The sequence below is a fragment of the Iodobacter sp. genome (genome assembly GCF_025352645.1).
GTDB lineage: Bacteria > Pseudomonadota > Gammaproteobacteria > Burkholderiales > Chitinibacteraceae > Iodobacter.
Genome location: NZ_JANXSO010000121.1, coordinates 1 through 24,596, shown reverse-complemented (window position 1 = coordinate 24,596; position 24,596 = coordinate 1). Strand labels below are relative to the sequence as shown.

Genomic DNA, 24,596 nt, shown 5'->3' with positions numbered 1-24,596 from the left:
TGTTGCACTTTCCGTCGCCTTGCAACGCCCGGTCGTTAACCGGCATCCTGCCCTATGGAGCCCGGACTTTCCTCCCCCATACCCTAAAAGTATGGCAGCGACTGTCTAGCCTGCTCCGCAGCGGCGGATTATCACACCTCTAAGGCCGCTTGTGCAAATGGCAATCCGCTTATTTGTGATAAATCACCCGCCATTTGCTGTGCTTTGGCGATCCCACGCTGGCTGGCTGGGAAATAAGCGAAGACAAAGCGACGCTTCGTCTCCCCATCCTCCATCGTAATCAAGCTTAACCAAACACTATCCTTACCAAAAATATTGGGTTCCTGTGTTAGCTCTACCCGCTCAAAGCTACTGACTGGCTCACTCTTGCGCCAAAGCGGCAGCATACCTAGCAACATGGTGCGACGCTCCAGCAGCTTGCCATCGGTAAATTGCTCGCTAGGCAGGCTCCAGAAAATCAGCCCTAGCGCGATCATGGAATACCAAAACACGCCAAAAAAATGATTTTCAAAATGCACTGAATCGACCAGCGGCTGCCCCCACCACGCGGCTGCAATCATCGCCGCACCAAACAACCACCAGCTTAATTTACTGATGCCACGATGAGTTAGGCTTGTTTTCAATGGCTGATTCAAACTAGCTTCCAATGGATTTCTTCCCCAGCACGTAAAGGCACCACATTGTGCTCGCCAAATGGATAGCTGGCAGGCACAGTCCAGCTTTCTTTAACCAGCGTCACCGTATCAGTGTTTTCTGGCAAACCATAAAAAGCAGGGCCATTTTTAGAGGCAAAACCTTCTAGCAAATCTAACGCCCCTACCGATTCAAAGGCCTCGGCGTATAAAGCCAGCGCAGCATGGGCAGAGTAAATCCCCGCACAGCCGCAGGCAGCTTCCTTGGTGTGCTTAGCGTGCGGTGCGCTATCGGTACCAAGGAAGAATTTTTTGCTACCAGACGTCACCGCAGCCAGCAGCGCACGGCGATGTTCTTCACGCTTCAGTACCGGCAGGCAGTAATGATGCGGACGAATTCCGCCAGTAAATAAAGCATTACGATTCATCAATAAATGCTGTGGTGTTACCGTAGCTGCGATATTTGGCCCAGCCTTTAAGACATATTCAGCCGCCTGCTTGGTGGTGATATGTTCGAACACAATTTTTAATTTAGGCAGACGCTGCTGCAGCACCATCAGTACGCTATCAATAAATGCTGCTTCGCGATCAAACACATCCACCTGCGGATCGGTCACTTCGCCGTGCAGTAAAAAAGGTAAACCTAGCTCAGACATTTTCTCTAAGGCTGGCATCACCTTATCAAAGCTAGTGACTCCAGAATCTGAATTCGTGGTGGCTCCTGCCGGATAAAGCTTCACGGCTTTAACAAAGCCGCTTTGCTTGGCTTTGATGACTTCTTCGGGGGTTAAACGATCGGTTAAATACAGCACCATCATTGGATCAAACTGCACACCGGCAGGCAGGGCTTCCAGAATCCGCTGACGATATGCAAATGCCGCGTCTACTGTTGCAACTGGTGGTTTCAGATTAGGCATCACAATCGCACGGGCAAATTCTGTTGCCGTGTGTGGCAATACCGCGGCCATTAAATCGCCGTCGCGTAAATGAAGATGCCAGTCATCTGGTCTAATAATCGTAATCGTTTTGCTCATTATGGGCGTCTCAGCGTTTGCGAATCAGAAAAAGAAATTTATCGTCTTGCGGCCAAGTTTCGATCAACTCATGACCCGTTTGGCGGCAAAAGGCAGTGAAATCAGTCGGCGTGGCCGGATCGGTGCAAATCACATGCAGCACTTCACCACTTTGCATCGAGGCAAGGGCTTTTTTAGTCCGCAAAATAGGTAGCGGGCAATTTAGTCCACTTAAATCGGCAGCTTGCTGATGTTCTGGGCGGCTGTTCATGGCGATTCCCGAGCAAAAAGATTCATTGTAACAAGCCTGTCAAGCCCCACCGTACTCTTGTGAGTAAGCACAAAGCCTGACAAGCACCATCTAATTATACTCAGGCAGAGCTGACAAATACTTTTGCAAATTTAAAGATAGCTTAAGTTTTGCTTAATGATTATATGCTGCAATACGCGCGCCACATTTAGGCACCGTTTTACTGCCGCTTTATCAAAGGACACAAAAATGAGTATTAGCGAGCTGAATGAAAACCCCCAAAGCGCCAGTGCTGCCGCCTCCCGCAGCACTTGGGTGAGTGTGGTGGTAAATATCATTCTGGCCAGTGCGCAAATTACGATAGGCCTGTTTGCCCGCTCGCAAGCCCTAATTGCCGATGGGATTCACTCGCTATCTGATCTAGTGGCCGATGCTGTGGTGCTTTTTGCCAGCCATCACAGCCAAAAAGACGCCGATGAAGACCACCCCTACGGGCATCAGCGCTTTGAAACCGCCGCCTCTTTCATTATCGGCGTGATTTTACTGGCCGTTGGCATTGGTATGCTGTGGGCGGCGTTTCGCAAACTGGAAGCCCCTGAAACCATCCCACAAGTCCACGCCATTGCCCTGTGGGTAGCGGGCACGGCCTTGATTACTAAAGAGTTACTATTTAGATACATGTTAAGCGTCGCCAAGCGAGTGAAGTCCAGCATGTTGGTGGCCAATGCCTGGCATGCCCGCTCGGATGCTGCATCGTCTTTGGTAGTCGGTTTGGGCATTATTGGTAATCTCATGGGCTACCCAATTCTGGACCCGATTGCGGCCTTAATTGTGGGCTTTATGATTAGCAAAATGGGCTGGAGCTTTAGCTGGGATGCCCTGCACGATTTAATGGATAGGGCCGCCGACAATGACGAAGTGGCCGCCATCACCCAAACACTGATAGAAACGCCAGGCGTGCTGGGGGTGCATGATTTACGCACACGCAAAATGGGCGACATGATTATGGTGGATGCGCATATCGAAGTTGCCGCGCAAATCACCGTCGAGGCGGGGCATGATATCGCCGTAGAGGCCAGAAAACGCGTGTTACAGCGGCACAGGGTATTAAACCTAATGACGCATATTGATCCATCTAAACGGCCCGATCTTGATCATCAGCCGGTGCTTAAGGCCCCATAAAATCTAACGCGATAGATAAAAGTAAAAAGATGCACAAATTTATGCAAGCTTAAGTTTCGCTTAATGATGGCATGGTGAAATGACATCACTCATTCATCTTTCACAAGGGAAACACCATGAAAATCACCATGCTACTTGCCATCGTTACACTTGCTGCCTCTTCTTTTAGTATGGCCGACAACTACTACTGCACTACCCACCCCAAAGCCGAATGGCTGGCTGGCAGCGTAGCCCATACCAAAATTGTAGAGATGGGTTACAAGGTGAAAGAATTTAAAGAGTCAGGCAATTGTTACAAAATTGAAGGTTGGAATAAGGAAGGCCAAAAAGTAGACGTTTATTTCGATCCCAAAACCTTAGACTTAGTTAAATCCAAATTAGACAATTAATCGCCCTCATCTGCTAAAGCCAGTAGAAGGCCATCAAGGATAAATATGCGCTTACTACTGGTTGAAGACGATGCTCTGCTAGGGGATGGGATTCAGGAAGGCCTCACTGACGCGGGCTTTGTTACCGACTGGCTACAAGATGGCGAATCGGCAAGGCTGGCGCTGATGACAGAAACCAGCTTTGATGGCGTAGTGCTCGATATTGGCCTGCCCCGCCTAGATGGCTTACAGCTATTAGCTTGGATACGCCGTGAGCGCGGCCATTTGCCCGTGCTGCTACTCACCGCCAGAGACAGCATTGAAGACCGAATCAAAGGGCTGGATGCTGGGGCCGATGATTATCTCATCAAGCCGTTTGCGCTGGGCGAGCTATGCGCACGAGTGCGCGCCTTAGTGCGCCGAGGCAAGGGTAGGCACGATGGAGAGCTATGTTGGCAAGATTTAATCCTCGACCCCGTGCACCAATCGGTGCAGCAAGCGGGGCAAACACTGAATCTCACCGCTATGGAATACCGCCTGCTGCATTTACTGATGGCTAACCATCCGCATTATTTATCCCGCCCTCAACTTGAAGAAAAACTCTATGGCTGGCAGCAGGATATTGAAAGCAATACGCTGGATGTTCATCTTTCGCACTTACGCAAAAAACTACTCAATGTGGTGATACGCAATGCGCGTAATCTTGGCTGGCGGCTGGAAGCATGAAGAGCTGGCTGCAAAGCGCCTCGCTCGCCACAAGGCTTACTCTGCTGGTGCTACTACTTACTTCGCTAACTTGGGCCGTATTTAGCGCCGTTTTGCTCTATGAAACCCATGATGAAGTCAGCGAGCTACTCGATAAACAGCTCTACGTTTATACCGATCTACTCTGGCAAAGCTTGGGGGATGACGACGATATCCACTTTGTCAGCCACGACAAACCCGACCACCTGCCACGCGTTGCCTTCAGTCTTTATAACCGTCAGGGCAAGCTGCTGGTTTCCAGTAGCGAATATGTGCTGCCTTTCCAGAACACGCCCAAACACAAAACTCGCACCATTATACTGGATGATAAGCACTGGGAAATTGCGATACGCCAGAGCAAAGACCGGCAGTTGGTCGTGGGTGAGCCACATGAAAAACGCGATAAATTAATCGATGAAATCGTCAGCTATACCGGTATGACGGCCCTATTTGCGTTGGCGGTGCTATTACCTCTGCTATTTTTTGCTATTCGCCATGGCTTAATGCCACTCAAGGTGGTGGACGCTGAGCTAGCCCGCCGTGCACCAGATAATCTGCAGCCGCTCGATTTACCCGTTCCTGCAGAAATCGCCCCGCTGCGCGATCGGCTCAACACGCTGTTTGCCCAAGTGAGCAGCACCCTAGACAAAGAGCGGCGGTTTACTGCCGATGCCGCGCACGAGCTGCGCACGCCACTGGCTGGTTTACGCGTGCAAATCGAGCTGGCCCAAGGCAGCCCAAGGCCAGAAACCCGCGAAAAAGCACTCAAACAAGCCCTGCTTGGTGTAGACCGTGGCACCCATTTGGTGGCGCAACTATTGGAGCTGGCCCGCCTAGACTATGCCAGCATTAAAACCGAGCTAAGCATTGATATGGTGCAGCTAGCCAAACAAGCACTGCTAGACACAGGATTGGCACCAACCTGCCTGCAAGCAGAAAACGCTTCAACTTGGCATGGGCACGCAGGGCTACTAGCCCTCTTGCTGCGCAATGTACTCGACAACGCAAAGCGTTATGCGGGAGAAAACGCTGAAATAACGATCAGCATCAAGCAAAACGCCATCTGCATTAGCGACAATGGCCCTGGCGTGTCCCCCGATGTCATCGCCCGGCTTGGCGAGCGTTTTTTCAGACCCGTAGGCCAAAGCCAAACGGGGGCCGGGCTGGGTTTATCGATTGTGCATAGAATTGCCGAGCTACATCAAGCTAGCGTCATCATGAGTAGCGAAAATGGCTTTCAAATCACTATAAGTCAGGAAAAGTAAGATGCCGCATCAACACCCGCACCCGCACCCGCACGATCAGCCAGGTGGGCATAACGAGCACCACGATCACGCCTTTGATCATGCCCATCATCACCATAATCATGGCAAGCCTAGCTCGCAAAAAAGGCTGTTGCTGGCGTTGATTATTACCGGTAGTTTTGGCGTTGTTGAACTGGTAGGTGGGGTGATGACAGGCTCGCTGGCGCTGATTTCAGATGCCGGTCATATGTTTACCGATAGCGCCGCGCTACTTTTAGCGCTGATTGCCAATCTGATTGGCCAGCGCCCCGCCAATGCAGAAAATTCCTATGGCTATGCGCGGGCCGAAGTCATCGGCGCGCTGATCAATAGCTTGGTGATGATTGCACTGGTGGTATGGATTATGGTGGAAGCCGTCAGCCGCTTAATCCATCCTCAAGCCGTGAACGGCATGGGGGTGATGATTATTGCGGTGATTGGCCTGCTAGTGAATATTGTGTCTGCTTGGCAGCTATCGCACGATCACGACAATCTAAACAGCCGTGCGGCGATGATTCATGTGTTGGGAGATTTACTAGGATCTGTTGCGGCCATTAGCGCTGGTGCGGTGATTTACTTTACCGGCTGGAAAGCCATTGATCCAATTTTATCGGTTTTTGTGTCGATGCTGATTTTGCGCTCAACGTGGAATCTACTTCGCCAGACCACCCATGTTTTAATGGAAGGCGTGCCACAGCAGTTAAATCTAGCAGAAATCGGCAACGCCCTCGCCACAGAAAAAGGCGTGGTGCAGGTCAATGACCTACATGTTTGGAATATATCTGGCGACAAAGTGGCGCTCTCCGCGCATATTGTGATCGAGAAGCCAGAAACGTGGCCCTTGCAGCTTAAACATATCAACCATATGCTAGGCGAGCGCTACGGCATCCAACATATTACCTTGCAAGCCACATGGTTTAGTATTCGCCCCGCGCGTAGTATTCCTATCCGCCGCATTCCACACTGACAGGCCTGCTGTACATCTTTGTTTAAGGATTAATATGCAACGTTTTCTTTTTGCCGCCCTGCTTGCCTTGCCTTGCCTTGCCAACGCCTCCGAATATAGCAATAGCACCCCACCAGGGATAGAACATACCGGTGGAACTACTTTTTCTCGCCTACTGAAAGACACACCACTACCTGCGCCTGACGAAAAAGAATTCACCAAGCCAGACCCAAAAAAGCTCGAGAAATGGCACGAATTTATCGCCAATTACGATTCCAGAATGAATAAATTTGAAGTAGCACTGGATGGGATTGTGATTGGTGCAGATGACATCATTCGCTATGCAGCGGCCGTGACCAGCAAGGGCAGCAAGGTAAGAAATGTCAGCTTTGAAGGGATTGATTGCAAAACCAATCAATATCGCAGCTACGCATATTTAAGCGGTGATCAATGGCAGAATCTAAACCGCCCGTGGGAGCTAATCGTTAAAGATAAACGTAATGGCTACCAAGCCAAGCTGGCCAAAGAGTTTTGCTGGGGCGGCGCACCTGCATCGGTAGAAAAAATAGTCGATGGAATGACGAGCGACGCACCATTGAAAATCGTCAGGTAAAAAACTCAACACGCTATGCTGATGCCATTCACTAAAAAGCCGCAAGCGCGTTAATCGCTGCGGCTTTTTCACCCCCCTTCATCAACATAAATCTGCAATCAACCTAGTTTCTGCCGGATAAATGCGATACACCATTACCCCAGAAAAAATAGCAATCAGCAGATACAAAAAGGAGAGCGGTAATAAACGATCAACGGGCAATAAGCTGGAAACATACATCACAGCTCCTGCACACAGCGTCAGCGCAAAGCCAAGCAAAGAGCTGGCTAAACCGGCAAGTGTGGGGTACATCGACACACTGCGTGCCATCATATTGGGAAAAATAACCCCCGCAAAAAAAGTAATAATCAAAGTAGGAATAATCAGTAGTTGCAGACTTAAGCCCAATTGAAATGCAAGCAGCGTCATAACAATGGCCGTGCAAATATTAATCGCCACCGCAGTACGGCATAAACGTGCCGCAGCAATACGACCCGCAATCAGCCGGTTACTAAAGACCCCAGAAAAATATGCGGCCCCCATCAGTAAGGCGATATTCCCAAAGAACACTGGCGAGCGATGTAAAACATCTTGAACCATAAATGGAGCGCATAAATTAAAGCTCAGCAAAATACCGTAGCAAAGCCCCATCGTCAGAAAACACAGCTGAAATTCACGATTAGCGTAAATCATGCGTGAATTTGCATAAATCAATTTCAATTTCATGGGCACTGGTTTTTGCAAAGACTCACGTAATCCAAACAAAACAATAAAAGTTAAAAGCACCCCATAGCCAAGTAAGAAATACAGACAAGATTGCCAACCCCAATAGCTTTGCAGCTGCGCACCAATCACTGGCGCAACAATTGGCCCCATTCCCCAGCCAATCACCATATAGGTCATTACATGGGCCAGTTGCTTACCTGCAAAATGATCTGGTGCAAGTGCTTTCATTACCACTGAGCCACAAGCAATACCTAATCCCTGCACAATTCTTGCGGCAATAAACAAGGGAAAGCTATGCGTTAAAAGGAGTAATACGCTCCCCAATAAATAGATGCCCAGCCCTAATAATAATGAGGCCCGCCTTCCCCATGCATCCGCCAATGGGCCATAGAATAGCTGCCCAATAGCAAAGCTAAGCAAGTAAGCGGTGACGCTAAATTGAATTTGCTGCTGGCTTACCCCAAAATCATGCCGCATGGTGGGTAAGGCCGTCACATAAATATCAATCGCCATTTGCCCAATTGGCGCTAACAAAATAATGAGCCACATAACAAGGTTTGGATTATTTGGAGCGTACTTTTGCATGGGTGCTCCTTATGCAGCAATCAAGCGAAAATGTTTATTTACCGCTTCAGCAGATTGCTTAATCGCAGTGCGCTTACGCCAAACTAAGTGTGTGCTCATCGATTTACCTTGATAAGGTGAAGACTGGCAAGTGCTTAATTCAAGCCTATCCCCTTGCAATTTAAGACGCCGAACAAGGGAGCACCCCACCCAATTAGGGAAAAGACTGCTCTGCATATGATGAGTCATTAAACCACTAAAGAACTCCCCCTCCAGCCCATCGTCTGAGGGCTCTGCTTCCACTTCGTACAAGCCAGAATATGCAAAGTAACTTGCCGCCGCTTGGCTTAACTCATCGGCGGTCTTTTCATGCAAATTATCTGAAGCAAAGAATGCACGTTCACTTGCCATGATTTGTACTGACATATATCCCTCATGGGTGTACATAATCATTCCCTTTGGCTGCTCCCCCATTGGAAATGCCACGCTGCCGTCATCTGCGCGCTTAAAATAGGACTCAAGCACCCACGCACCTGCCAGTATTTTTTTAAAATCAATCACTTAAATCTTTCCCCAATAATAATAATTTGCTCTTTAGCATGCCATTTACATCACGGTATGCGATGCGCTGAGAATTATAGGACGAAGGAAAAAGCGCTTGGAATAGACAAATATGCATGGCCATATTGCATTTTTATATCAATAAAATAGCAAAATAAGAATTTTATTAAATTTTCATCGAATACAATGGCATAATTACCCCTTACATCAAACACCCCATACCAGTCACTTACAAGTAAACAAAAGGCGTGATCCTTAATATGGCGGCAAATGGACTGGAATAATGTTCGCTACTTCTTAGCGATTTACAAGACAAGAACACTGGCTGCAGCGGCACAACTACTGAGCGTAGATCAGGCAACCGTAGGCAGACGTCTCAGTGCACTGGAGCGGCAATTAAATACTCGGCTATTTTTACGCACCACCATTGGCATGCTTCCCACCCCCTTTGCAGATCAGTTGCTACCCCATGCGCTACAGCTAGAAGACGCCGCACTGGCCATGCAAAAGACCGTTCAAGATTCTGATATGGGATTAGCTGGGCTGGTGCGCATTGCCACCACCGATACCTTGGCACAGAGCTTTGTTATTCCTGCGATACAGTCCTTACAAGAACAACACCCCGATATTGAGCTGGTATTACTGACAGGGGCAGAATTACTAAATTTAAGCCGTCGGGAAGCGGATATCGCCCTGCGCACTATTCGTCCCGAATCTCCCTTATTAATTGCCCGAAAACTGATGGAGCTCACCGTCTCGCTCTACGGCTCAGCCCACTACTGGCGTACCCATGCTATGCCCGTTCGTGGAGAGCACTTTGCGGGGCATTCCCTGCTGCTGCCCTTACAAGCCACAGGCTGGTCAGAGCCGGAGCAGCTTGCTGGGGAAGCGATCGATGAGGGGAAAATCAGAATGCGCTGTAATACGCTATGGAGCTTATGTGCGGCTACCCGCGCGGGACTGGGCATCACCGAATTACCCGACTTCGTTGCCCATGAATATCCCGAATTACAAGCAATCTGGACAGAACACCGCCGCCACTACCCAGTGTGGCTAGTTGCCCATCCAGATCTGTACAAAACGGCCAGAATCAGGGCGGTTATGGATGCAATATGCGCCGTAGCCACAACATGCCAGAACAAGCGATAAATCACAGAGGGGGCAAGGGCAAAGCCCGCCCACCTTACCCATTTAGCCCATTAAAACCATATTATCGCGATGGATCAGCTCCGCTTCATCGATATAGCCAAGCGTGGCTTCGATCTGCCCAGTTGGCAAACGCATAATGCGGCGGGTTTCGGCAGCGCTGTAGTTTGCCATGCCCCGCGCAATTTCTAGCCCTGAGACATCCACACAGCTCACCACATCTCCACGCACGAAATCCCCCAGCGCTTCTTTGACACCTATCGGCAGTAGGCTAGAGCCATGCAAACGCAGGGCACGTACCGCGCCAGTATCCAGCACCACACTGCCTTTAAGCTGCAAGTGATCGGCAATCCATTGTTTTTTGGCGGCCAGTGGCGTGGATTGAGCCGTTAGCTGAGTACCAATGCGCTCACCCAAAGCCAAACGGGTTAAGACGCTAGGCTCGCGCCCGTAAGCAATCACCGTTGAAGCCCCACTACGCGCAGCGCGTTTAGCGGCAATAATCTTGGTATACATCCCACCTGTACCCACGCTAGAGCCCGCACCACCCGCCATTTCTTCTAAGCTCACATCGCCCGCCTCAGCTTCTTCCACCAAGCGGGCATCTGGGTCTTTACGTGGATCGGCTGTAAATAGTCCACTTTGATCAGTCAGAATAATCAGCGCATCGCCTTCAATCAGATTGGTGACCAAAGCGCCCAAACTATCGTTATCACCAAATTTAATTTCAGCGGTAACCACGCTATCGTTTTCATTAATGATGGGAATCACGCCTAAATTCAGCAACGTCATCAGCGTAGAGCGGGCATTTAAATAGCGGGTGCGATCGGCTAAATCTTCATGCGTGAGTAAAATTTGTGCGGTTTTTAAACCATGCTGGCGAAAAGCGCTTTCATACGCTTGGCACAATCCCATCTGCCCAACCGCCGCAGCGGCTTGCTTTTCGTGTACCGAGGTCGGCTTTTGTGTCCAGCCCAAACGCGCCACGCCTTCGGCAATTGCACCAGAGGAGACCAGTACCACTTGCTTGCCCATTTTTGAGACTTCGGCAATTTCCTGCGCCCAGCGCAAAAGGGCTGCGTGATCTAAACCACGGCCTTCATTGGTAACTAAGCTAGAGCCCACTTTCACCACAATGCGGTGCGCGGCGTGAATAATGCTTTGCGACATAGCCATTTCCTTGAGCAAGGCCTCGCATTATCCTAGAAACGATCACAAACTGCTTTGTTTTGATACAAAAAATCACCTTCAAATAGAATAAAAAGGCACTAATCCCCTCTACTCTTGTCAGATCAAGCACAATCACCCGACTAAATTGTTAATTCCCCTTTTAAATCGAGCTTGCCGCAATGCGCTTTAGCAAACCCATTCTCTTTATTGCCTGTCTGCTGCCCCTGCTTTGGATAGCCATCGCTACTGGGCAAGCGGTTAATCCGATTGAATTTTTAACTCGCCAAACCGGTACTTGGGCGTTAAATTTCCTCATGATCACCCTAAGCATCACGCCACTACGCCGCCTAACTGGCTATGGCAAGCTACTGCTCTACCGCCGCATGCTAGGCCTCTATGTATTTTTTTATGCCTTTATCCACGCATTCACTTTCTTTGTGTTTGACCATGGCTTAGACCCTGCCGCCATTTGGCACGATGTCATAAAACGTCCATTTGTCACGGTTGGATTTTTGGCTTTTTTATTATTGATTCCGTTAACGGCAACCTCAAACCAAGCGGCAATTAAAAAATTAAAACGGCAATGGCAAAAGCTACATAAGCTGGTTTATTTAATTGCCAGCTTAGGCGTATTACATTACTTATGGTTGGTAAAAAAAGATTTAACAACGCCATTGATTTATGCAGGGATATTGGCGATTTTATTTTTAATGCGCACGCCATTTGCAAGGCGCTTTGATAAGGCTAAGCTGCAAAAAAACCTGTAGAACAACGGATGATAAATATCAGCTTGGTGGAATTAAAAATCTCGCCACATCGATATTCCATTTTTCTGCCGATTCATGCCCAGTAATTTTATCGGCCCCACCTAATCCCATGGGTTTAGCCAAATTAATTTCTACGGGTGTGATATAGGCGTTCGCCTTAGTACTAAAGATGGCCTTTACCCTTGGCATGAGCAAATTGCCTTCGTTTTGCTCCAGCACCACGGCCAAGCGGCCTGATTCTAATTTAACTAAAGACCCAACTGGATAAATCCCCACCGTACGCATAAAGGCTTGTACTAGGGTTGGGTTGAAATGAAATTTACTCCATTCCCACAGTTTTTTTAATCCTTCCGAGGCGGGCATGCCTTTGTGATAACAACGATCTGAAGTAATTGCATCATATACATCCACTACCGATGCCATTTGCGTTAATTGCGTAATGTTTTCCCCTGGCAATTTATGCGGATAACCACTGCCATCCATACGCTCATGGTGATGCAAGGTAATTTCTAATGGAATATCCCCAATTGAATCCACCAGCGACAAAATCTTAAAACCTTCCATTGGGTGCGAGCGCATCACCTCAAACTCTTCTTCTGTTAAACGCCCCGGTTTATTTAAAATTTCATTGGGCACCATGGTTTTGCCTGTATCGTGCAATAAGCCGCCAATCCCCGCCTGCCGAATTAATTCAGCTGGAAAATTCATACTTTTTGTAAACGTCACCATGAGCGTACATACGCTGACCGAGTGTAGAAAAGTATATTCGTCTTTATCTTTAATTCCCGACAAACCTAATAAAGCACTGCTATTTCTTAAAATAGAATCAGTAATCCCCTCAACCACTTCTTCTACATCATCCATTTGAATGGCTTTACCCATTCTTGCGTCTTGCATAACCGAGCGCACCAATAAATGCGCCTGCTTATGGATTTTTTTAGCGCGGGACATTTCTTCTGCACTAGAAACTTGAATCACCGGTGCGGGTGCCGTAGCCACCAAAACCATTTCCGCCTCAATGCTGGCATTCACTTCATCCACCGTTGGCGCATGGGCGTAATCTAGGCCACGATCAGTATCGATATAAACTTCATGTGCCCCCGATACGATGATTTTTTGTAAGTCTTCATCTGTTTTTACTACAAATTGCTTACGCAAAAAAGGATGATCCATCCAGTCCACATTCAAGTCATGGATATACATGCCAATTTTTAATACCGATACAGGGATTTTTTTAATCATGGCGGCTTGCAGATACAATGAAGGTTATTACTTCATCTTAGGACTAAGGCTCGCTCCTCGCTCATGTACAAACTAACTTTTATCAATTCGCAGGATTCCACCCGTCTGGAAATGACTGCCGAGCCTGATAGCATGCTGATAACTTCTGTCAGAGAATTAGTAAGCGATGGAAAATTACAGTTGGCTTGGCGCTGCGGCCAAGGCACTTGCGGGGCATGCAAGGTACGCTTAGAACATGCAGGCAGTGGTGGGATGGTGACGCTAGGAGCCAAAGAAAGAAATGTCATGGCCCGCCACGCAGGGCTCGCAGCAGACTCGCCACTCACTATCCCCGACACCCCTGCCCTCATCCGCCTAGCCTGCCATATCCAGATAAAAAACGATTTAACGATTTATGTTTGAAATTTATTAAAAAAAATCTTTAAAACCCAGATCTTGAACCACGGAGGAAACCTTAAATTCAGATAAAAACTAATCTATGTATTTACTTAGCTATGTTTTTCTCCGTGAAACTCCGTGTCCTCTGTGTTCTCCGTGGTTCAAGATCTAGGTTTAAGGTTTAACTTTTAAACAGCCCCCATTCTGCGGCTAATGGCTTGGGTGGCTTGCAGCAGCCTTTGTACCAAATCGCTATCTGCTGCGGGCTGCAGGGCGGACGATGCAGAGCCCACCACGGTCACTACCGCAATAATCTGCTGACGGGCATCAAATACTGGGGCAGAGATGGCGTCTACACCCGTAATCAACAAGCCTTGAATACTATGCCAGCCCTGCGCGCGGATCTCTGCTAATTGCAAATTAAGCGTCTGCAGCGCAGCTTTCTCCAAGCCCGCCTCCTGCTGCAATAGCTGCACCTCTTGCTCTGGCAGATGGCTACTAAACACTAGCCCCGTGGCTGATTTAAACGGCGGCAATACCGATCCTACTTGGGTAATCAGGCTGATGGATCTAAGCGCCTGCTCTACCTGCACCACCGTCGCGCCTTTATTCCCCCATACCGCAAAAAACACCGTTTCATTCAGCTGATCACGCAGCTGCAGCAGATAAGGCGTGGCAACTTTAAGCACGTCCATTTTACCCAGCGCAATCAAACCCACCCGCAGCGCCTCATGCCCCAGCGCGTAATGATTGCTGGCCGCATCCTGTTCGGCAAAGCCAGTGGCGATCAAAGCCTGTAAGTAGCGATGCACTTTGCTGGCCGGCATAGCCAAATATTCAGCCAAGCGAGAGAGCGAGGTGCTGGGGGCCAAATCAGCCAGCGCTTTTAAAACCTGTGCCGCCACTTCGGCGGAACCCACGCTCTGCCTACGATCTGCCATTGCCATGCTGTTTGTCACTTAAAAACGTCATAAAACGCGTTTATAACTTGACGACTATTTAAAATCAAATTATGTTTTGCGTAAATAAATTACGCATTACGTAAAAAGGAAGCGCCATGCCAAACGATACAAGTACTTTGTCTTACCTTTCTGGGTTTGGGAATGAATTTGCTAGCGAGGCATTAGCAGGCGCCTTACCTAGTGGCCAAAACTCGCCGCAAAAAGCCCCTTATGGCTTATATCCAGAGCAGTTTTCCACCAGCGCATTCACCATGCCAAGAGCAGAGCTGCGCCGCACTTGGATGTATCGCATTCTGCCATCCGCAGCGCATAGCAAATTTGAACGTCTAGAGCGCCAGCGCCCCAATAGTAAATTGGCAGCCATTACCCCCAATCGCCTCCGTTGGGATCCGCTGCCACGGCCAGATGCGCCCACTGATTTTATTGATGGTCTAGTCACGATGGCGGCAAATAGTGATTCGCCCGAAGGCGTATCCATCCATCTTTATCAAGCCAATATTTCGATGCAGCGGGTATTTTTTAGCGCCGATGGCGAATTTTTATTTCTGCCGCAACAAGGCCGCATTCGATTAGTAACCGAGCTGGGCATCTTAGAAATAGAGCCCGAAGAAATTGCCGTAATCCCACGCGGCATGAAGTTTCGTGTCGAGCTATTAGACAGCAGCGCCAGCGGTTATTTATGCGAAAACCACGGCTCGCCGCTGCGTATTCCAGATCTTGGCCCGATTGGTAGCAATGGCTTAGCCAATCCGCGTGATTTTCTTGCGCCAGTTGCCGCCTATGAAGATATCGATCAGCCTACAACTTTGGTACAAAAATTTTTAGGTGAATTCTGGGCCTGCCAGCTCAGCCATTCACCGCTAAATGTAGTAGCTTGGCACGGTAATAGCGTGCCGTATAAATATGACCTACGCCGCTTCAACACTATAGGCACCGTGAGTTACGACCACCCTGATCCATCGATCTTTACCGTGCTCACCTCACCCTCTGCCATTACCGGCCAGGCCAATGCCGATTTCGTTATTTTCCCGCCACGGTGGATGGTTGCTGAAAACACCTTCCGTCCACCTTGGTTTCATCGTAATCTTATGAATGAATTTATGGGGCTGATCCGTGGCGAGTACGACGCCAAAGCGGGTGGCTTTGTGCCGGGCGGCGCTTCTTTACACAATGTGATGAGCGCACACGGACCGGATGCCAAAACATTTATCAATGCCAGCACAGCGACATTGATACCGCAAAAAATTGAGCGCACGATGGCATTTATGATTGAAACCCATGCGGTCATCCGCCCTAGCCAATACGCAATGGAATGCAGCCAATTGCAAGCCAACTACGACGATTGCTGGGCAGACATGCCGAAAATATTTAATAAAAACCAGATTTAAGTAAAACCCAAACCTTGAACCACTTCGTCTCGGAGAACACGGAGGGCCACGGAGAAAACCAAGGTCTTTCCCTCCATGCAACTCCACTGGAACCGAAGTGGTTCAAAAATTTCAACGACTCAAGTGAGCTAAAAACCAAACCAGACATTCACAAGAAACACGCTAGGAACAGGAAAAAATCAATTACTACTCTTGGTTTTCTCCGTGAAAATCTGTGTCCTCCGTGTTCTCTGTGGTTAAAGATTTGGAGGGTTTACTCCTCTGAGTAGTTAGCAAGACTCATGGTTTGAGTCAATTAAACTCACAAAAAACTTAAACCCAACGGAGCCCGCAATGACATCCACTACATATCGCCGCAGCTGGGTTACTTCCGCCAACGAGCACCGTGATTTTCCGCTACAAAACTTACCGTTCGGGATTTTTAGTCCACAAGGCCTGCCGCCACGCGGTGGCGTTGCGATCGGTGATGTTATTTTTGATTTGCAAACCGCATTAGAAAACAGCCTCTTTACTGGTGCCGCCCAAACCGCCGCCCAAGCCGCCAGTGGTAAATCGCTCAATGCCTTCTTTGCCTTGCCAAGCACAGCACGGCTGGCACTGCGTGAGCGTTTATTAGAATTGCTGGATGCTGATTATCCACAGCTCAAAAACCTGCAAGCCCAAGGCGAAGCATTACTACGCCCAGCCGCAGATTGCACCATGCACCTGCCCGCCAAAATTGGCGACTACACCGATTTTTACACCGGCATTCACCATGCGGTAAACGTGGGCAAACTGTTTCGCCCAGATAATCCCCTGCTGCCTAATTACAAATATGTGCCGATTGGCTACCACGGCCGCTCGTCCACCATCTACCCAAGTGGCTACGCCGTGCGCCGCCCACTTGGGCAAACGCTAAAACCTGGGCAGGACGTGCCCGCGCTCACGCCATCGGCAAGGCTAGATTACGAGCTAGAGTTGGGTATTTGGATTGCAGGTAGCAACCCGCAAGGCGAGGCCATTGCCATTGAAAACGCGCCAGAACATATTGCCGGTTTCTGCCTATTAAACGACTGGTCAGCACGCGATTTGCAAGCCTGGGAATACCAACCGCTAGGCCCATTCTTAGCTAAAAACTTTGCCACTACCGTGTCGCCTTGGGTCATCACCACTGAAGCGCTAGCGCCTTATCGCGTAGCGCAGCCCGCCCGCCCAGAGGGTGACCCCCAGCCGCTACCTTATCTTTATGCTGCTGCCGATCAGGCTAGTGGCGCTTTTGATATCGAGCTAGAAGTGCTACTGCATACTAACGCGCAAAAAGCCCAAGGCCTACCACCGCATCGCCTAGGCCTATCCAACACGCTTAATATGTACTGGACAGTGGCGCAATTGATTACTCATCACACTGTCAACGGCTGCAGCTTGCGTGCTGGTGATTTACTCGGCACCGGCACGCTCTCCGGCCCAAGCTCCGACGCCTTGGGTAGCCTGCTGGAAATGAGCAAAGGTGGTAAAGAAGCCATCAAATTGGATTCAGGGGAAGAGCGCTGCTTTTTAGCCGATGGCGACGAAATTATCATGCTTGCCCGCTGCAAAAAAGACGGCCACCCAAGCATCGGCTTCGGCGAATGCCGTGGGGTAATTTTAGCGGCGAAGAGCTAAGCCAAGTAAACCCACGTATTGAACCACGGAGGACGCAGAGAGCACGGAGTTTCACGGCAGAAAAACCATTCTAGAAGAACTCACTTTGTTGAGCCCTAGGGTTTCTCCGTGATCCTCCAAGCTCTCCTTTTCCTCCGTGGTTCAAGGTTTGGGCTTACTGCAACAACACCATCGCAGCGTGGGCAAGATAAAGCGCCGTTGCCCACAATAAATCACATTAAGGCTTAAGCATGGAACTCTACGGCTATTACCGCTCCACCTCTAGCTATCGCGTGCGGATTGTGCTGGCGCTCAAGGGCCTTGCCTACACGTCCATTCCGGTAAATTTGCTTAAAGCCGCGCATAAAGAACACGACTATCTAGCCATCAATCCACAGGCCCGTGTGCCTGCGCTACTGGATCAAGGTAATGAAGCCATTATCCAATCACCGGCGATTATCGAATACTTAGAAGAGCGCTACCCAGAAACCCCACTGCTGCCAAGCACCTTGCAAACAGATGGTTTATTGACTCGCGCCAAAATTCGTAGCGTGGCGGCGCTGATTGCTTGTGATGTTCATCCTTTGCATAACGTCAGCGTACTCAATTATTTGCGCCAGCATTATCAGTGCAGCGACGATGCCATTAACGCCTGGATTAGCGAATGGATAGGCCAAGGCTTGGCCGCGGTGGAACAGCTCATTGGTGATGTAGGCTATTGCTTTGGCCAAGTCAGCGTGGCGGATGCTTATCTTATCCCCCAGCTCTACGCCGCCCGCCGCTTTAATGTGCCGCTGGATGCCTACCCTAAAATATTACGGGTAGAAGCGCTGGCCGAACAACACGGTGCATTTATCGACGCTCACCCAAAAAACCAAGTGGATTGCCCAGAAACACCTCCATCCTAAAGTCTGTAAACGCAGAGAACAGCAAGGCAAAAACGAGCGCACAAAATACCTATTAAAAACCCTTTAGGGTGGCCACGATTTTGCACCCACGTGTGGCAGTACATATTTCTAGCAGGTGCCCACCCTAAGCGGTGTTCTCTGTGGTGCAAGCTTTAGACTTTAGAAAAGTAGCACCTTTGGCGTGGTGTGTTAAAGCCCTTACCCCTTACCCTCTCCCCAAATGGGAGAGGGAGAACAGTAGCGCCTTTGGCGCAGTTTTATTTAAAGGAATCGACATGCAAGAAGCGCTTTGGACGCCCTCCCCTGAGCAGGTTGCTGCCACGCAGATGGACGCGTTTCGCCGCCATATCAATCAAGCCCATCACTTGGATTTGGCCGATTATGCAGAGCTACACGCCTGGAGCGTGGCGCATCGGGTGGCTTTTTGGCTGGCGATTGTCGATTTCTTTGCAGTGCATTTTAGCCAAGCCGCCAGCGAAGTCCTAAGCGAAGACTCTGTTATGCCAAGCGCCAGTTGGTATAAAGAAACCGAGCTTAACTTTGCCGAACATCTGCTGCGCCGCAGAGATGATCACCCAGCGCTGATTGCCATTGGCGAAGATGGCTCACGCGAGGTGCTAAGCTATGCCCAGCTAGCGGCACATGTGGCTGGCTTACAAAAATCATTAACTGAGGCCGGTATTGGCTTTGGCGATCGTATTGCCGCCTTTATGCCAAATACTTGGCAAACGATTGTGGGCGCGCTCGCTGCGGCCAGCCTTGGCGCAACGTGGTCTTCTTGCTCGCCAGATTTTGGCACGCAAGGCGTAAGCGATCGTTTTGGTCAGATAGAACCCAAAGTGCTGATTGCCTGTGCGGCTTATCGCTATGCGGGTAAAACCATCGGCCTTGCTGACAAAATCAAAGAAATCATTGCTCGCCTACCCTCTATCGAGCAGTTGATTATCGTTCCCTACGCTAATCCTGATGCAGAGGCCAAAGACTTTAAAGCAGGCCATGCCAAGATCACACTATGGGATGATTTTTACCAAGCGGGTGGCGAGCCAATATTCACCCCAGTGCCCTTTGCCCATCCGCTCTACATCATGTATTCCAGCGGCACGACCGGCGTACCCAAATGCATCGTTCACGGCACGGGTGGCACGCTGCTACAACACCTTAAAGAACTAGGCCTACATACCGATCTAACCGACAAAGATACGCTGTGCTACTACACCACCTGCGGCTGGATGATGTGGAACTGGATGATGTCTGGTCTAGCCCTTGGCGCAAGCATCGTACTGTTTGATGGCTCACCATTTCACCCCAATGCCGACCGGCTGATTGATTTAATCGATCAAGAAAACATCAGCATCTTTGGCACCAGCGCCAAATACCTTGCGGCCCTAGAAAAAGCCGGCTCTAAGCCCAAACAGACGCACCGTTTAGAGCACTTAAAAGCGCTTCTTTCTACCGGCTCACCGCTATCGCACGAAAGCTTTGAATATGTTTACCGTGATGTAAAACAAAACCTCTGCCTCTCTTCAATTTCAGGCGGCACCGACATTATCTCTTGCTTTGCCCTTGGCAACCCAGTGCTACCGGTATGGATAGGCGAGTTGCAATGCAAAGGCTTAGGCATGGCGGTTGAGGTATGGAATGACGCAGGCCAGCCCGTGATTGGCGAAAAGGGCGAGCTGGTATGCACCCGCCACTTTACTGCCATGCCAGTCAGCTTCTGGAATGATCCCGATGGTGAAAAGCTAAAAGCCGCTTACTTTAGCCAATACCCCGGCGTATGGGCGCAGGGTGATTACGCCGAAGAAACCATCCACGGCGGGATTATTATTCATGGCCGCTCGGATGCAGTGCTTAACCCCGGCGGCGTGCGCATTGGCACGGCAGAGATTTATCGTCAGGTAGAAAAACTGCCAGAGATTCTAGAATCTATCGCCATCGGCCAAGACTGGGACAACGATGTGCGGGTGGTGCTGTTTGTGCGCCTGCGTGAAGGTGTTGAGCTTAGCGACGCACTGCAAAACAGCATCCGCCAAATCATCCGCAGCAACACCACCCCACGCCATGTGCCCGCTAAAATTGTGCAGGTAAACGATATTCCCCGCACCATCAGCGGCAAGATTGTAGAGCTGGCGGTCAGAAATGTGGTGCACGGCAGACCAGTCAAAAACACCGATGCACTCGCTAACCCTCAGGCCCTAGAAGAGTTTAGAGACCGAACTGAGCTAGCCTCTTAAAGTTATCAAATCCAGCCCAGCGGCGTCAGTGACGCCGCTTTTTTTGCCTCATGCGGCTTAGGCAAACCTGACTATAGCGCTTGCTCAATCTCATTATAAATATCGTAGGGCGAGTAAAACCCGCGTGTTTATTCAGCATTACTCGCGGGCTTCACCCGCCCTACACATTCCAAAACCAAGCACTCAAGAAATCCATCTACACAGAGCTCCTTGAGCAAGAAACATAATCAGGAAATTTAAACGCTAAAAATAAGTACACGGCAGCAACGCAGCGTGCTCTGAGTAAAACGGCTATTGACTATTCACCGTTAGCCCCCATCTCATGGCTTGCGGACCTGCCGCCCAAACTGCTCAAGGAACATTATGTCTATTTCCATGTATACCGCCAGCATTCCCGTTTTTAAACAATTACTTACCGCTCTATCCGATGTTTTAGCCAAGGCTGAAGCCCACGCGACAGCTCGCAAAATCGACCCTGCCGTTTTGCTACAGACCCGCCTATTCCCTGATATGTTTCCGCTGGTGCGCCAAGTACAAATCGCCTGCGATTTTGCCAAAAGCGTGCCTGCCCGCTTAGCAGGGGTAGAAGTTCCTGCTTATGATGACAACGAACAAAGCTTTGCCGAGCTGCAAGCCCGTATTGCCAAAACACTGGCGATCTTAGATGGCCTAACCGCCGCTCAAATCGACGGTAGCGAAGCACTTGAAATCGTGCTGCGCCCTGGCACGCCAAAAGAAAAAAAACTCGACGGCCAAACCTATCTGCTCTCCTATGGCTTGCCGCAGTTTTTCTTCCATGTCACCACCACTTACGCACTACTACGCCACAACGGCGTAGAAATTGGTAAACGCGACTTTATGGGCGCTTACTAAGCTCCTAGCATCATTTGCCATACCGCCTTCTCCCTGCTAGTCCTTGCAATTTAAGGATGGAAATCAATAGCAGAGAGGGGGCAAGGCGGTTTACTTTGCCCACACGGATGGCACGGCGTGGGCAAAAAATGTACCCACGCTACAAATGCTTAAGTTGACAGGCTTGAGAGCAGCGCTGCCACTTCTTTAAATCATCTCTCGTGCATTTATTTGTCATGCCTTTGCTTTACTACGCCAGCAATTATTGCTTATGCACAATTAAATAATTACCTATTCATTTAGCGTAATAGTTACGGCTTACTATTTAATTTACATTACTAATTTTTAAATAAAAAACACTCTAGTTATTTTACCGGTAACAATCAAACAGCATAACAACACCATAAAAAAACATTAACTACTTTTGAACTTTAAATATTAAAAGCACACTAATCGTGCAAGAGCCCACATTTACTCTGAACCAACACAGTATTATTGTTATTTATTTTTATTAAATAGAATTTCATTTACTTACATAACGCCCCATAAAACACAACCATTAACCATTTCTGCAATATTAGGTTTAACTAATTTCAACCAACTGTAAATGGAGAAAACAATGCCTCCTTTGATTTCAGTAAAACACCGTGACGGTATTTTGCATATCCCACAAGACACCTTAAATGATTGGCCAATGGCACAATTTGCCAATACAAAGGACAGGGGAATTGTAGTAAAAGCATTGGGGCTGGAATTAACCAGCGCTTTTCTCTCCATTTTTGATGCTCAAAGCCAGCAAATCATCGGTGAAGAGGCGCTGTTACGCGCCAGTGTTCGCCGTAAAACACTTGCCACATCAGAAGTATTTAAAAGCGCGCAAGGCGGCGATTGCTTGGTGGAATTTGACCGTCTATGCCGCAGCCTACATTTAATGAACCACCTTGCCGGCCCTTACCCAAAACGCACGCTATTTTTAAATGTTTATCCTGAATTACTGATGTCGACAGGTGAGCAACACGCCGATGCCTTCGAGCGAATTTTGCAAGATCAAGGCCTTAAACCTGCGGATATTGTACTGGAAATATTTGAATCCACAGTACGCCCAGATCAAACCGCCAGTTTAGCCAAGGCTATTAAAAGCTATCGCGAGCGCGGCTACCGGATCGCAATCGATGATTACGGTTTTTTAAATAGCAATTTAAGCCGCCTACTTACGCTTAGCCCTGAGATTGTTAAGCTGGATCGAATCGTGATCAACGCCATCAGCAAGGAACCACTGGCCCAAGAGCTGCTCTGCCAATTTGTGGAGCGCCTACATGAAAACGGCAGTTTGGTGGTGATTGAAGGCATCAATAGCGCCGAGCAACTCGCCCTCGCCCAAGCCAGCGGCGCAGATATGATGCAGGGTTATTTTTTAAGTGAGCCACGCTATCTGAGTAGTGAGGCCTTTGTGCACGTCTTGGCAAATGCGTAAATATGGAATATAAAAACAATTATTAATTCTTTTTAAATCTATACGCTTGGCGATTAAACTTAGCCTCATTCATTACAGGGGCTTACATATGAAACTTATCGCCAGCTTAATTCTTAGCCTTGCCAGTACCAGCCTCTTTGCGGCATCTGTAGAGCTACTTAATGTTTCTTACGATCCAACCCGCGAGCTTTATCAAGACTACAACAAAGCCTTTAGCAGCTACTGGAAGAAAAAAACCGGCGATGATGTCACCATCCGCCAATCCCACGGCGGCTCTGGTAAGCAGGCCCGCTCAGTGCTGGATGGCTTGCAAGCGGATGTGGTCACGCTGGCTCTAGCTTACGATATTGACGAGCTGGCCACACCGAGCAAATTACTTGACACTAACTGGCAGAAAAAACTGCCTGACAATGCCTCGCCTTACACTTCGACCATTGTGTTCTTGGTTAAAAAAGGCAATCCCAAGGCGATTAAAGACTGGGCCGATCTGATCAAGCCTGACGTTAAAGTCATTACCCCCAATCCCAAAACCAGCGGCGGCGCGCGTTGGAACTACCTAGCCGCTTGGGGCTGGGCCAAGAAAACCTACGGCTCAGACGATAAAGCCCGCGATTACGTACAAAAACTCTTCAAAAACGTCCCCGTATTGGATACCGGTGCGCGCGGTGCCACCACCACCTTTACCCAGCGCGGCATTGGCGATGTGTTGATTGCATGGGAAAACGAAGCCGAGCTAGTGGTTAAAGAAATCGGCAAAGATAAGTTTGAAATCGTCGCCCCAAGCTACTCAATCAAGGCCGAACCGCCAGTCGCCGTTGTCGATAAAGTGATCGACAAAAAAGGCACGCGCAAAGTGGCCGAGGAATATCTGAAGTATCTGTATTCCAAAGAAGGCCAAGAAATCATCGCGCAAAACTACTACCGCCCGATCGATCCTGCCACCGCAGCCAAATATGCCCATCAGTTCCCGAAAGTCACGCAGTTTGATATTGACGATGTATTTGGTGGCTGGAGCAAAGCGCAAAAAACCCACTTTAGCGATGGCGGCACATTCGATCAGATTTATCAGCCGAGTAAGTAACTGATGTTACGCAGCCAAAACCCAACTCTTGAACCACAGAGAACACAGAGGACACGGAGTTTCACAGAGAAAAACGCGAGCTAAATTTTGCTATTTTTTTGGGTTTTTAGCCATTATCAAACCCAGCTTCTTGAGTTTCTATCTCCACTCGTGGCATGGGGGCTCCCCCCTTGAAGCACGCCGGAGCGAGGAACAAGCGGGGCGGGGTTTCGGAAAAGGGGTAGCGAGGCTTGCTCCCAAGCAGCCGCAGTGAGGGGCCTTCGTGCTTTTGAAGTTGCGGTTTTGCTTACTAGGATTTCTGGCCGCTCAGAAATCAAATGCTTCGCGGGGATCCCGCACCTAAATCAATGTGCCGAAGGCACTAAAAAGGTCTTTTTAAATTTGCTTAGCGCATATGGGGCACAAGCCACGAGCAATGCTAAACAAATACGCGGGTTTCACCCCAATCCTATCAACTTAAGCAATATGCCATTCGTAGGGCGGGTGCAACCCGCGAGTCATGCTGAAAAAACG

General features: G+C 49.1%; 24 protein-coding genes. 16 read left to right on the top strand and 8 right to left on the bottom strand.

Annotated elements, in window-relative coordinates; translation table 11 throughout:
• Positions 1–131: 131 nt before the first annotated feature.
• Genes Q0R17_RS13540 through Q0R17_RS13530 form a run of 3 tightly spaced genes read right to left on the bottom strand, consistent with a single transcriptional unit; the run spans position 132 to position 1,916 of the window.
• Positions 132–635 carry a hypothetical protein gene (locus Q0R17_RS13540; RefSeq protein WP_293935825.1) on the bottom strand — a complete coding sequence of 168 codons (504 nt, stop codon included), beginning with the start codon at positions 633–635 and terminating at the stop codon, positions 132–134.
• Positions 632–1,666 carry a dihydroorotase gene (pyrC, locus tag Q0R17_RS13535; protein ID WP_293935824.1) on the bottom strand — a complete coding sequence of 345 codons (1,035 nt, stop codon included), beginning with the start codon at positions 1,664–1,666 and terminating at the stop codon, positions 632–634. The genes Q0R17_RS13540 and pyrC overlap by 4 nt, the downstream gene beginning before the upstream one ends.
• A gap of 10 nt (positions 1,667–1,676) precedes the next feature.
• Positions 1,677–1,916, bottom strand: a complete 240-nt coding sequence (locus Q0R17_RS13530) for a sulfurtransferase TusA family protein (RefSeq protein WP_293935823.1) — start codon at positions 1,914–1,916, stop codon at positions 1,677–1,679.
• Between the two features lie 228 nt (positions 1,917–2,144).
• On the opposite strand from Q0R17_RS13530, the gene Q0R17_RS13525 reads away from it, so the two are divergent.
• The 6 genes from Q0R17_RS13525 to Q0R17_RS13500 all read left to right on the top strand — a co-directional run bounded on the left by Q0R17_RS13525 (position 2,145) and on the right by Q0R17_RS13500 (position 7,031).
• Positions 2,145–3,077 (top strand): cation diffusion facilitator family transporter, encoded by a 933-nt coding sequence (locus tag Q0R17_RS13525; RefSeq protein WP_293935822.1) that lies wholly within the window; start codon positions 2,145–2,147, stop codon positions 3,075–3,077.
• Between the two features lie 116 nt (positions 3,078–3,193).
• The gene (locus Q0R17_RS13520; protein WP_293935821.1) at positions 3,194–3,466 is read left to right on the top strand and encodes a PepSY domain-containing protein; all 273 of its coding nucleotides are present in this window, start codon (positions 3,194–3,196) and stop codon (positions 3,464–3,466) included.
• A gap of 45 nt (positions 3,467–3,511) precedes the next feature.
• A complete protein-coding gene (locus Q0R17_RS13515) occupies positions 3,512–4,171 on the top strand; it encodes a response regulator transcription factor (protein ID WP_293935820.1) in 660 nt (219 codons plus the stop codon).
• Positions 4,168–5,454, top strand: a complete 1,287-nt coding sequence (locus tag Q0R17_RS13510) for an ATP-binding protein (RefSeq protein WP_293935819.1) — start codon at positions 4,168–4,170, stop codon at positions 5,452–5,454. Before Q0R17_RS13515 ends, Q0R17_RS13510 begins: the two co-directional genes overlap by 4 nt.
• A gap of 1 nt (position 5,455) precedes the next feature.
• Positions 5,456–6,439, top strand: coding sequence for a cation diffusion facilitator family transporter (locus tag Q0R17_RS13505; protein ID WP_293935818.1), 984 nt, complete (start codon positions 5,456–5,458; stop codon positions 6,437–6,439).
• 34 nt (positions 6,440–6,473) lie between these two features.
• Positions 6,474–7,031, top strand: coding sequence for a CNP1-like family protein (locus Q0R17_RS13500; RefSeq protein WP_293935817.1), 558 nt, complete (start codon positions 6,474–6,476; stop codon positions 7,029–7,031).
• Between the two features lie 81 nt (positions 7,032–7,112).
• Here Q0R17_RS13500 and Q0R17_RS13495 read toward each other — a convergent pair whose 3' ends face one another.
• Together Q0R17_RS13495 and Q0R17_RS13490 are read right to left on the bottom strand one after the other, a co-directional pair.
• Positions 7,113–8,321: a multidrug effflux MFS transporter gene (locus Q0R17_RS13495; protein WP_293935816.1), complete on the bottom strand. Its 1,209-nt coding sequence runs from the start codon at positions 8,319–8,321 to the stop codon at positions 7,113–7,115.
• 9 nt (positions 8,322–8,330) lie between these two features.
• Positions 8,331–8,861, bottom strand: coding sequence for a lipocalin-like domain-containing protein (locus Q0R17_RS13490; RefSeq protein WP_293935815.1), 531 nt, complete (start codon positions 8,859–8,861; stop codon positions 8,331–8,333).
• Positions 8,862–9,131: 270 nt separating this feature from the next.
• Between Q0R17_RS13490 and Q0R17_RS13485 the strand changes: the two genes are divergently transcribed.
• Positions 9,132–10,010, top strand: a complete 879-nt coding sequence (locus tag Q0R17_RS13485) for a LysR family transcriptional regulator (RefSeq protein ID WP_293935814.1) — start codon at positions 9,132–9,134, stop codon at positions 10,008–10,010.
• 42 nt (positions 10,011–10,052) lie between these two features.
• Here Q0R17_RS13485 and proB read toward each other — a convergent pair whose 3' ends face one another.
• A complete protein-coding gene (gene proB, locus Q0R17_RS13480; protein ID WP_293935813.1) occupies positions 10,053–11,177 on the bottom strand; it encodes a glutamate 5-kinase in 1,125 nt (374 codons plus the stop codon).
• Between the two features lie 179 nt (positions 11,178–11,356).
• Here proB and Q0R17_RS13475 point away from each other — a divergent pair, with 179 nt between their 5' ends.
• Positions 11,357–11,944 carry a sulfite oxidase heme-binding subunit YedZ gene (locus Q0R17_RS13475; protein WP_293935812.1) on the top strand — a complete coding sequence of 196 codons (588 nt, stop codon included), beginning with the start codon at positions 11,357–11,359 and terminating at the stop codon, positions 11,942–11,944.
• Positions 11,945–11,962: 18 nt separating this feature from the next.
• On the opposite strand, the gene Q0R17_RS13470 is transcribed toward Q0R17_RS13475, so the two are convergent.
• Positions 11,963–13,186 carry an HD-GYP domain-containing protein gene (locus Q0R17_RS13470; RefSeq protein ID WP_293935811.1) on the bottom strand — a complete coding sequence of 408 codons (1,224 nt, stop codon included), beginning with the start codon at positions 13,184–13,186 and terminating at the stop codon, positions 11,963–11,965.
• A 63-nt stretch (positions 13,187–13,249) separates the two neighbouring features.
• On the opposite strand from Q0R17_RS13470, the gene Q0R17_RS13465 reads away from it, so the two are divergent.
• Entirely contained in the window at positions 13,250–13,588 is a 339-nt protein-coding gene (locus Q0R17_RS13465; protein WP_293935810.1) for a 2Fe-2S iron-sulfur cluster-binding protein, read from the top strand.
• 164 nt (positions 13,589–13,752) lie between these two features.
• Here the strand turns inward: Q0R17_RS13465 and Q0R17_RS13460 are convergent, their stop codons facing one another.
• Positions 13,753–14,505, bottom strand: coding sequence for an IclR family transcriptional regulator (locus Q0R17_RS13460; RefSeq protein ID WP_293935809.1), 753 nt, complete (start codon positions 14,503–14,505; stop codon positions 13,753–13,755).
• A gap of 116 nt (positions 14,506–14,621) precedes the next feature.
• Here Q0R17_RS13460 and hmgA point away from each other — a divergent pair, with 116 nt between their 5' ends.
• The 7 genes from hmgA to Q0R17_RS13425 all read left to right on the top strand — a co-directional run bounded on the left by hmgA (position 14,622) and on the right by Q0R17_RS13425 (position 24,083).
• Positions 14,622–15,914: a homogentisate 1,2-dioxygenase gene (gene hmgA, locus Q0R17_RS13455; protein ID WP_293935808.1), complete on the top strand. Its 1,293-nt coding sequence runs from the start codon at positions 14,622–14,624 to the stop codon at positions 15,912–15,914.
• A 333-nt stretch (positions 15,915–16,247) separates the two neighbouring features.
• A complete protein-coding gene (fahA, locus tag Q0R17_RS13450; protein ID WP_293935807.1) occupies positions 16,248–17,555 on the top strand; it encodes a fumarylacetoacetase in 1,308 nt (435 codons plus the stop codon).
• Between the two features lie 230 nt (positions 17,556–17,785).
• Positions 17,786–18,442 carry a maleylacetoacetate isomerase gene (gene maiA, locus Q0R17_RS13445; RefSeq protein ID WP_293935806.1) on the top strand — a complete coding sequence of 219 codons (657 nt, stop codon included), beginning with the start codon at positions 17,786–17,788 and terminating at the stop codon, positions 18,440–18,442.
• Positions 18,443–18,717: 275 nt separating this feature from the next.
• A complete protein-coding gene (locus Q0R17_RS13440; RefSeq protein WP_293935805.1) occupies positions 18,718–20,676 on the top strand; it encodes an acetoacetate--CoA ligase in 1,959 nt (652 codons plus the stop codon).
• 363 nt (positions 20,677–21,039) lie between these two features.
• Entirely contained in the window at positions 21,040–21,549 is a 510-nt protein-coding gene (locus Q0R17_RS13435; RefSeq protein WP_293935804.1) for a DUF1993 family protein, read from the top strand.
• A gap of 598 nt (positions 21,550–22,147) precedes the next feature.
• Entirely contained in the window at positions 22,148–23,002 is an 855-nt protein-coding gene (locus tag Q0R17_RS13430) for an EAL domain-containing protein (protein WP_293935803.1), read from the top strand.
• 88 nt (positions 23,003–23,090) lie between these two features.
• Entirely contained in the window at positions 23,091–24,083 is a 993-nt protein-coding gene (locus Q0R17_RS13425) for a sulfate ABC transporter substrate-binding protein (protein ID WP_293935802.1), read from the top strand.
• Positions 24,084–24,596 lie beyond the last annotated feature (513 nt).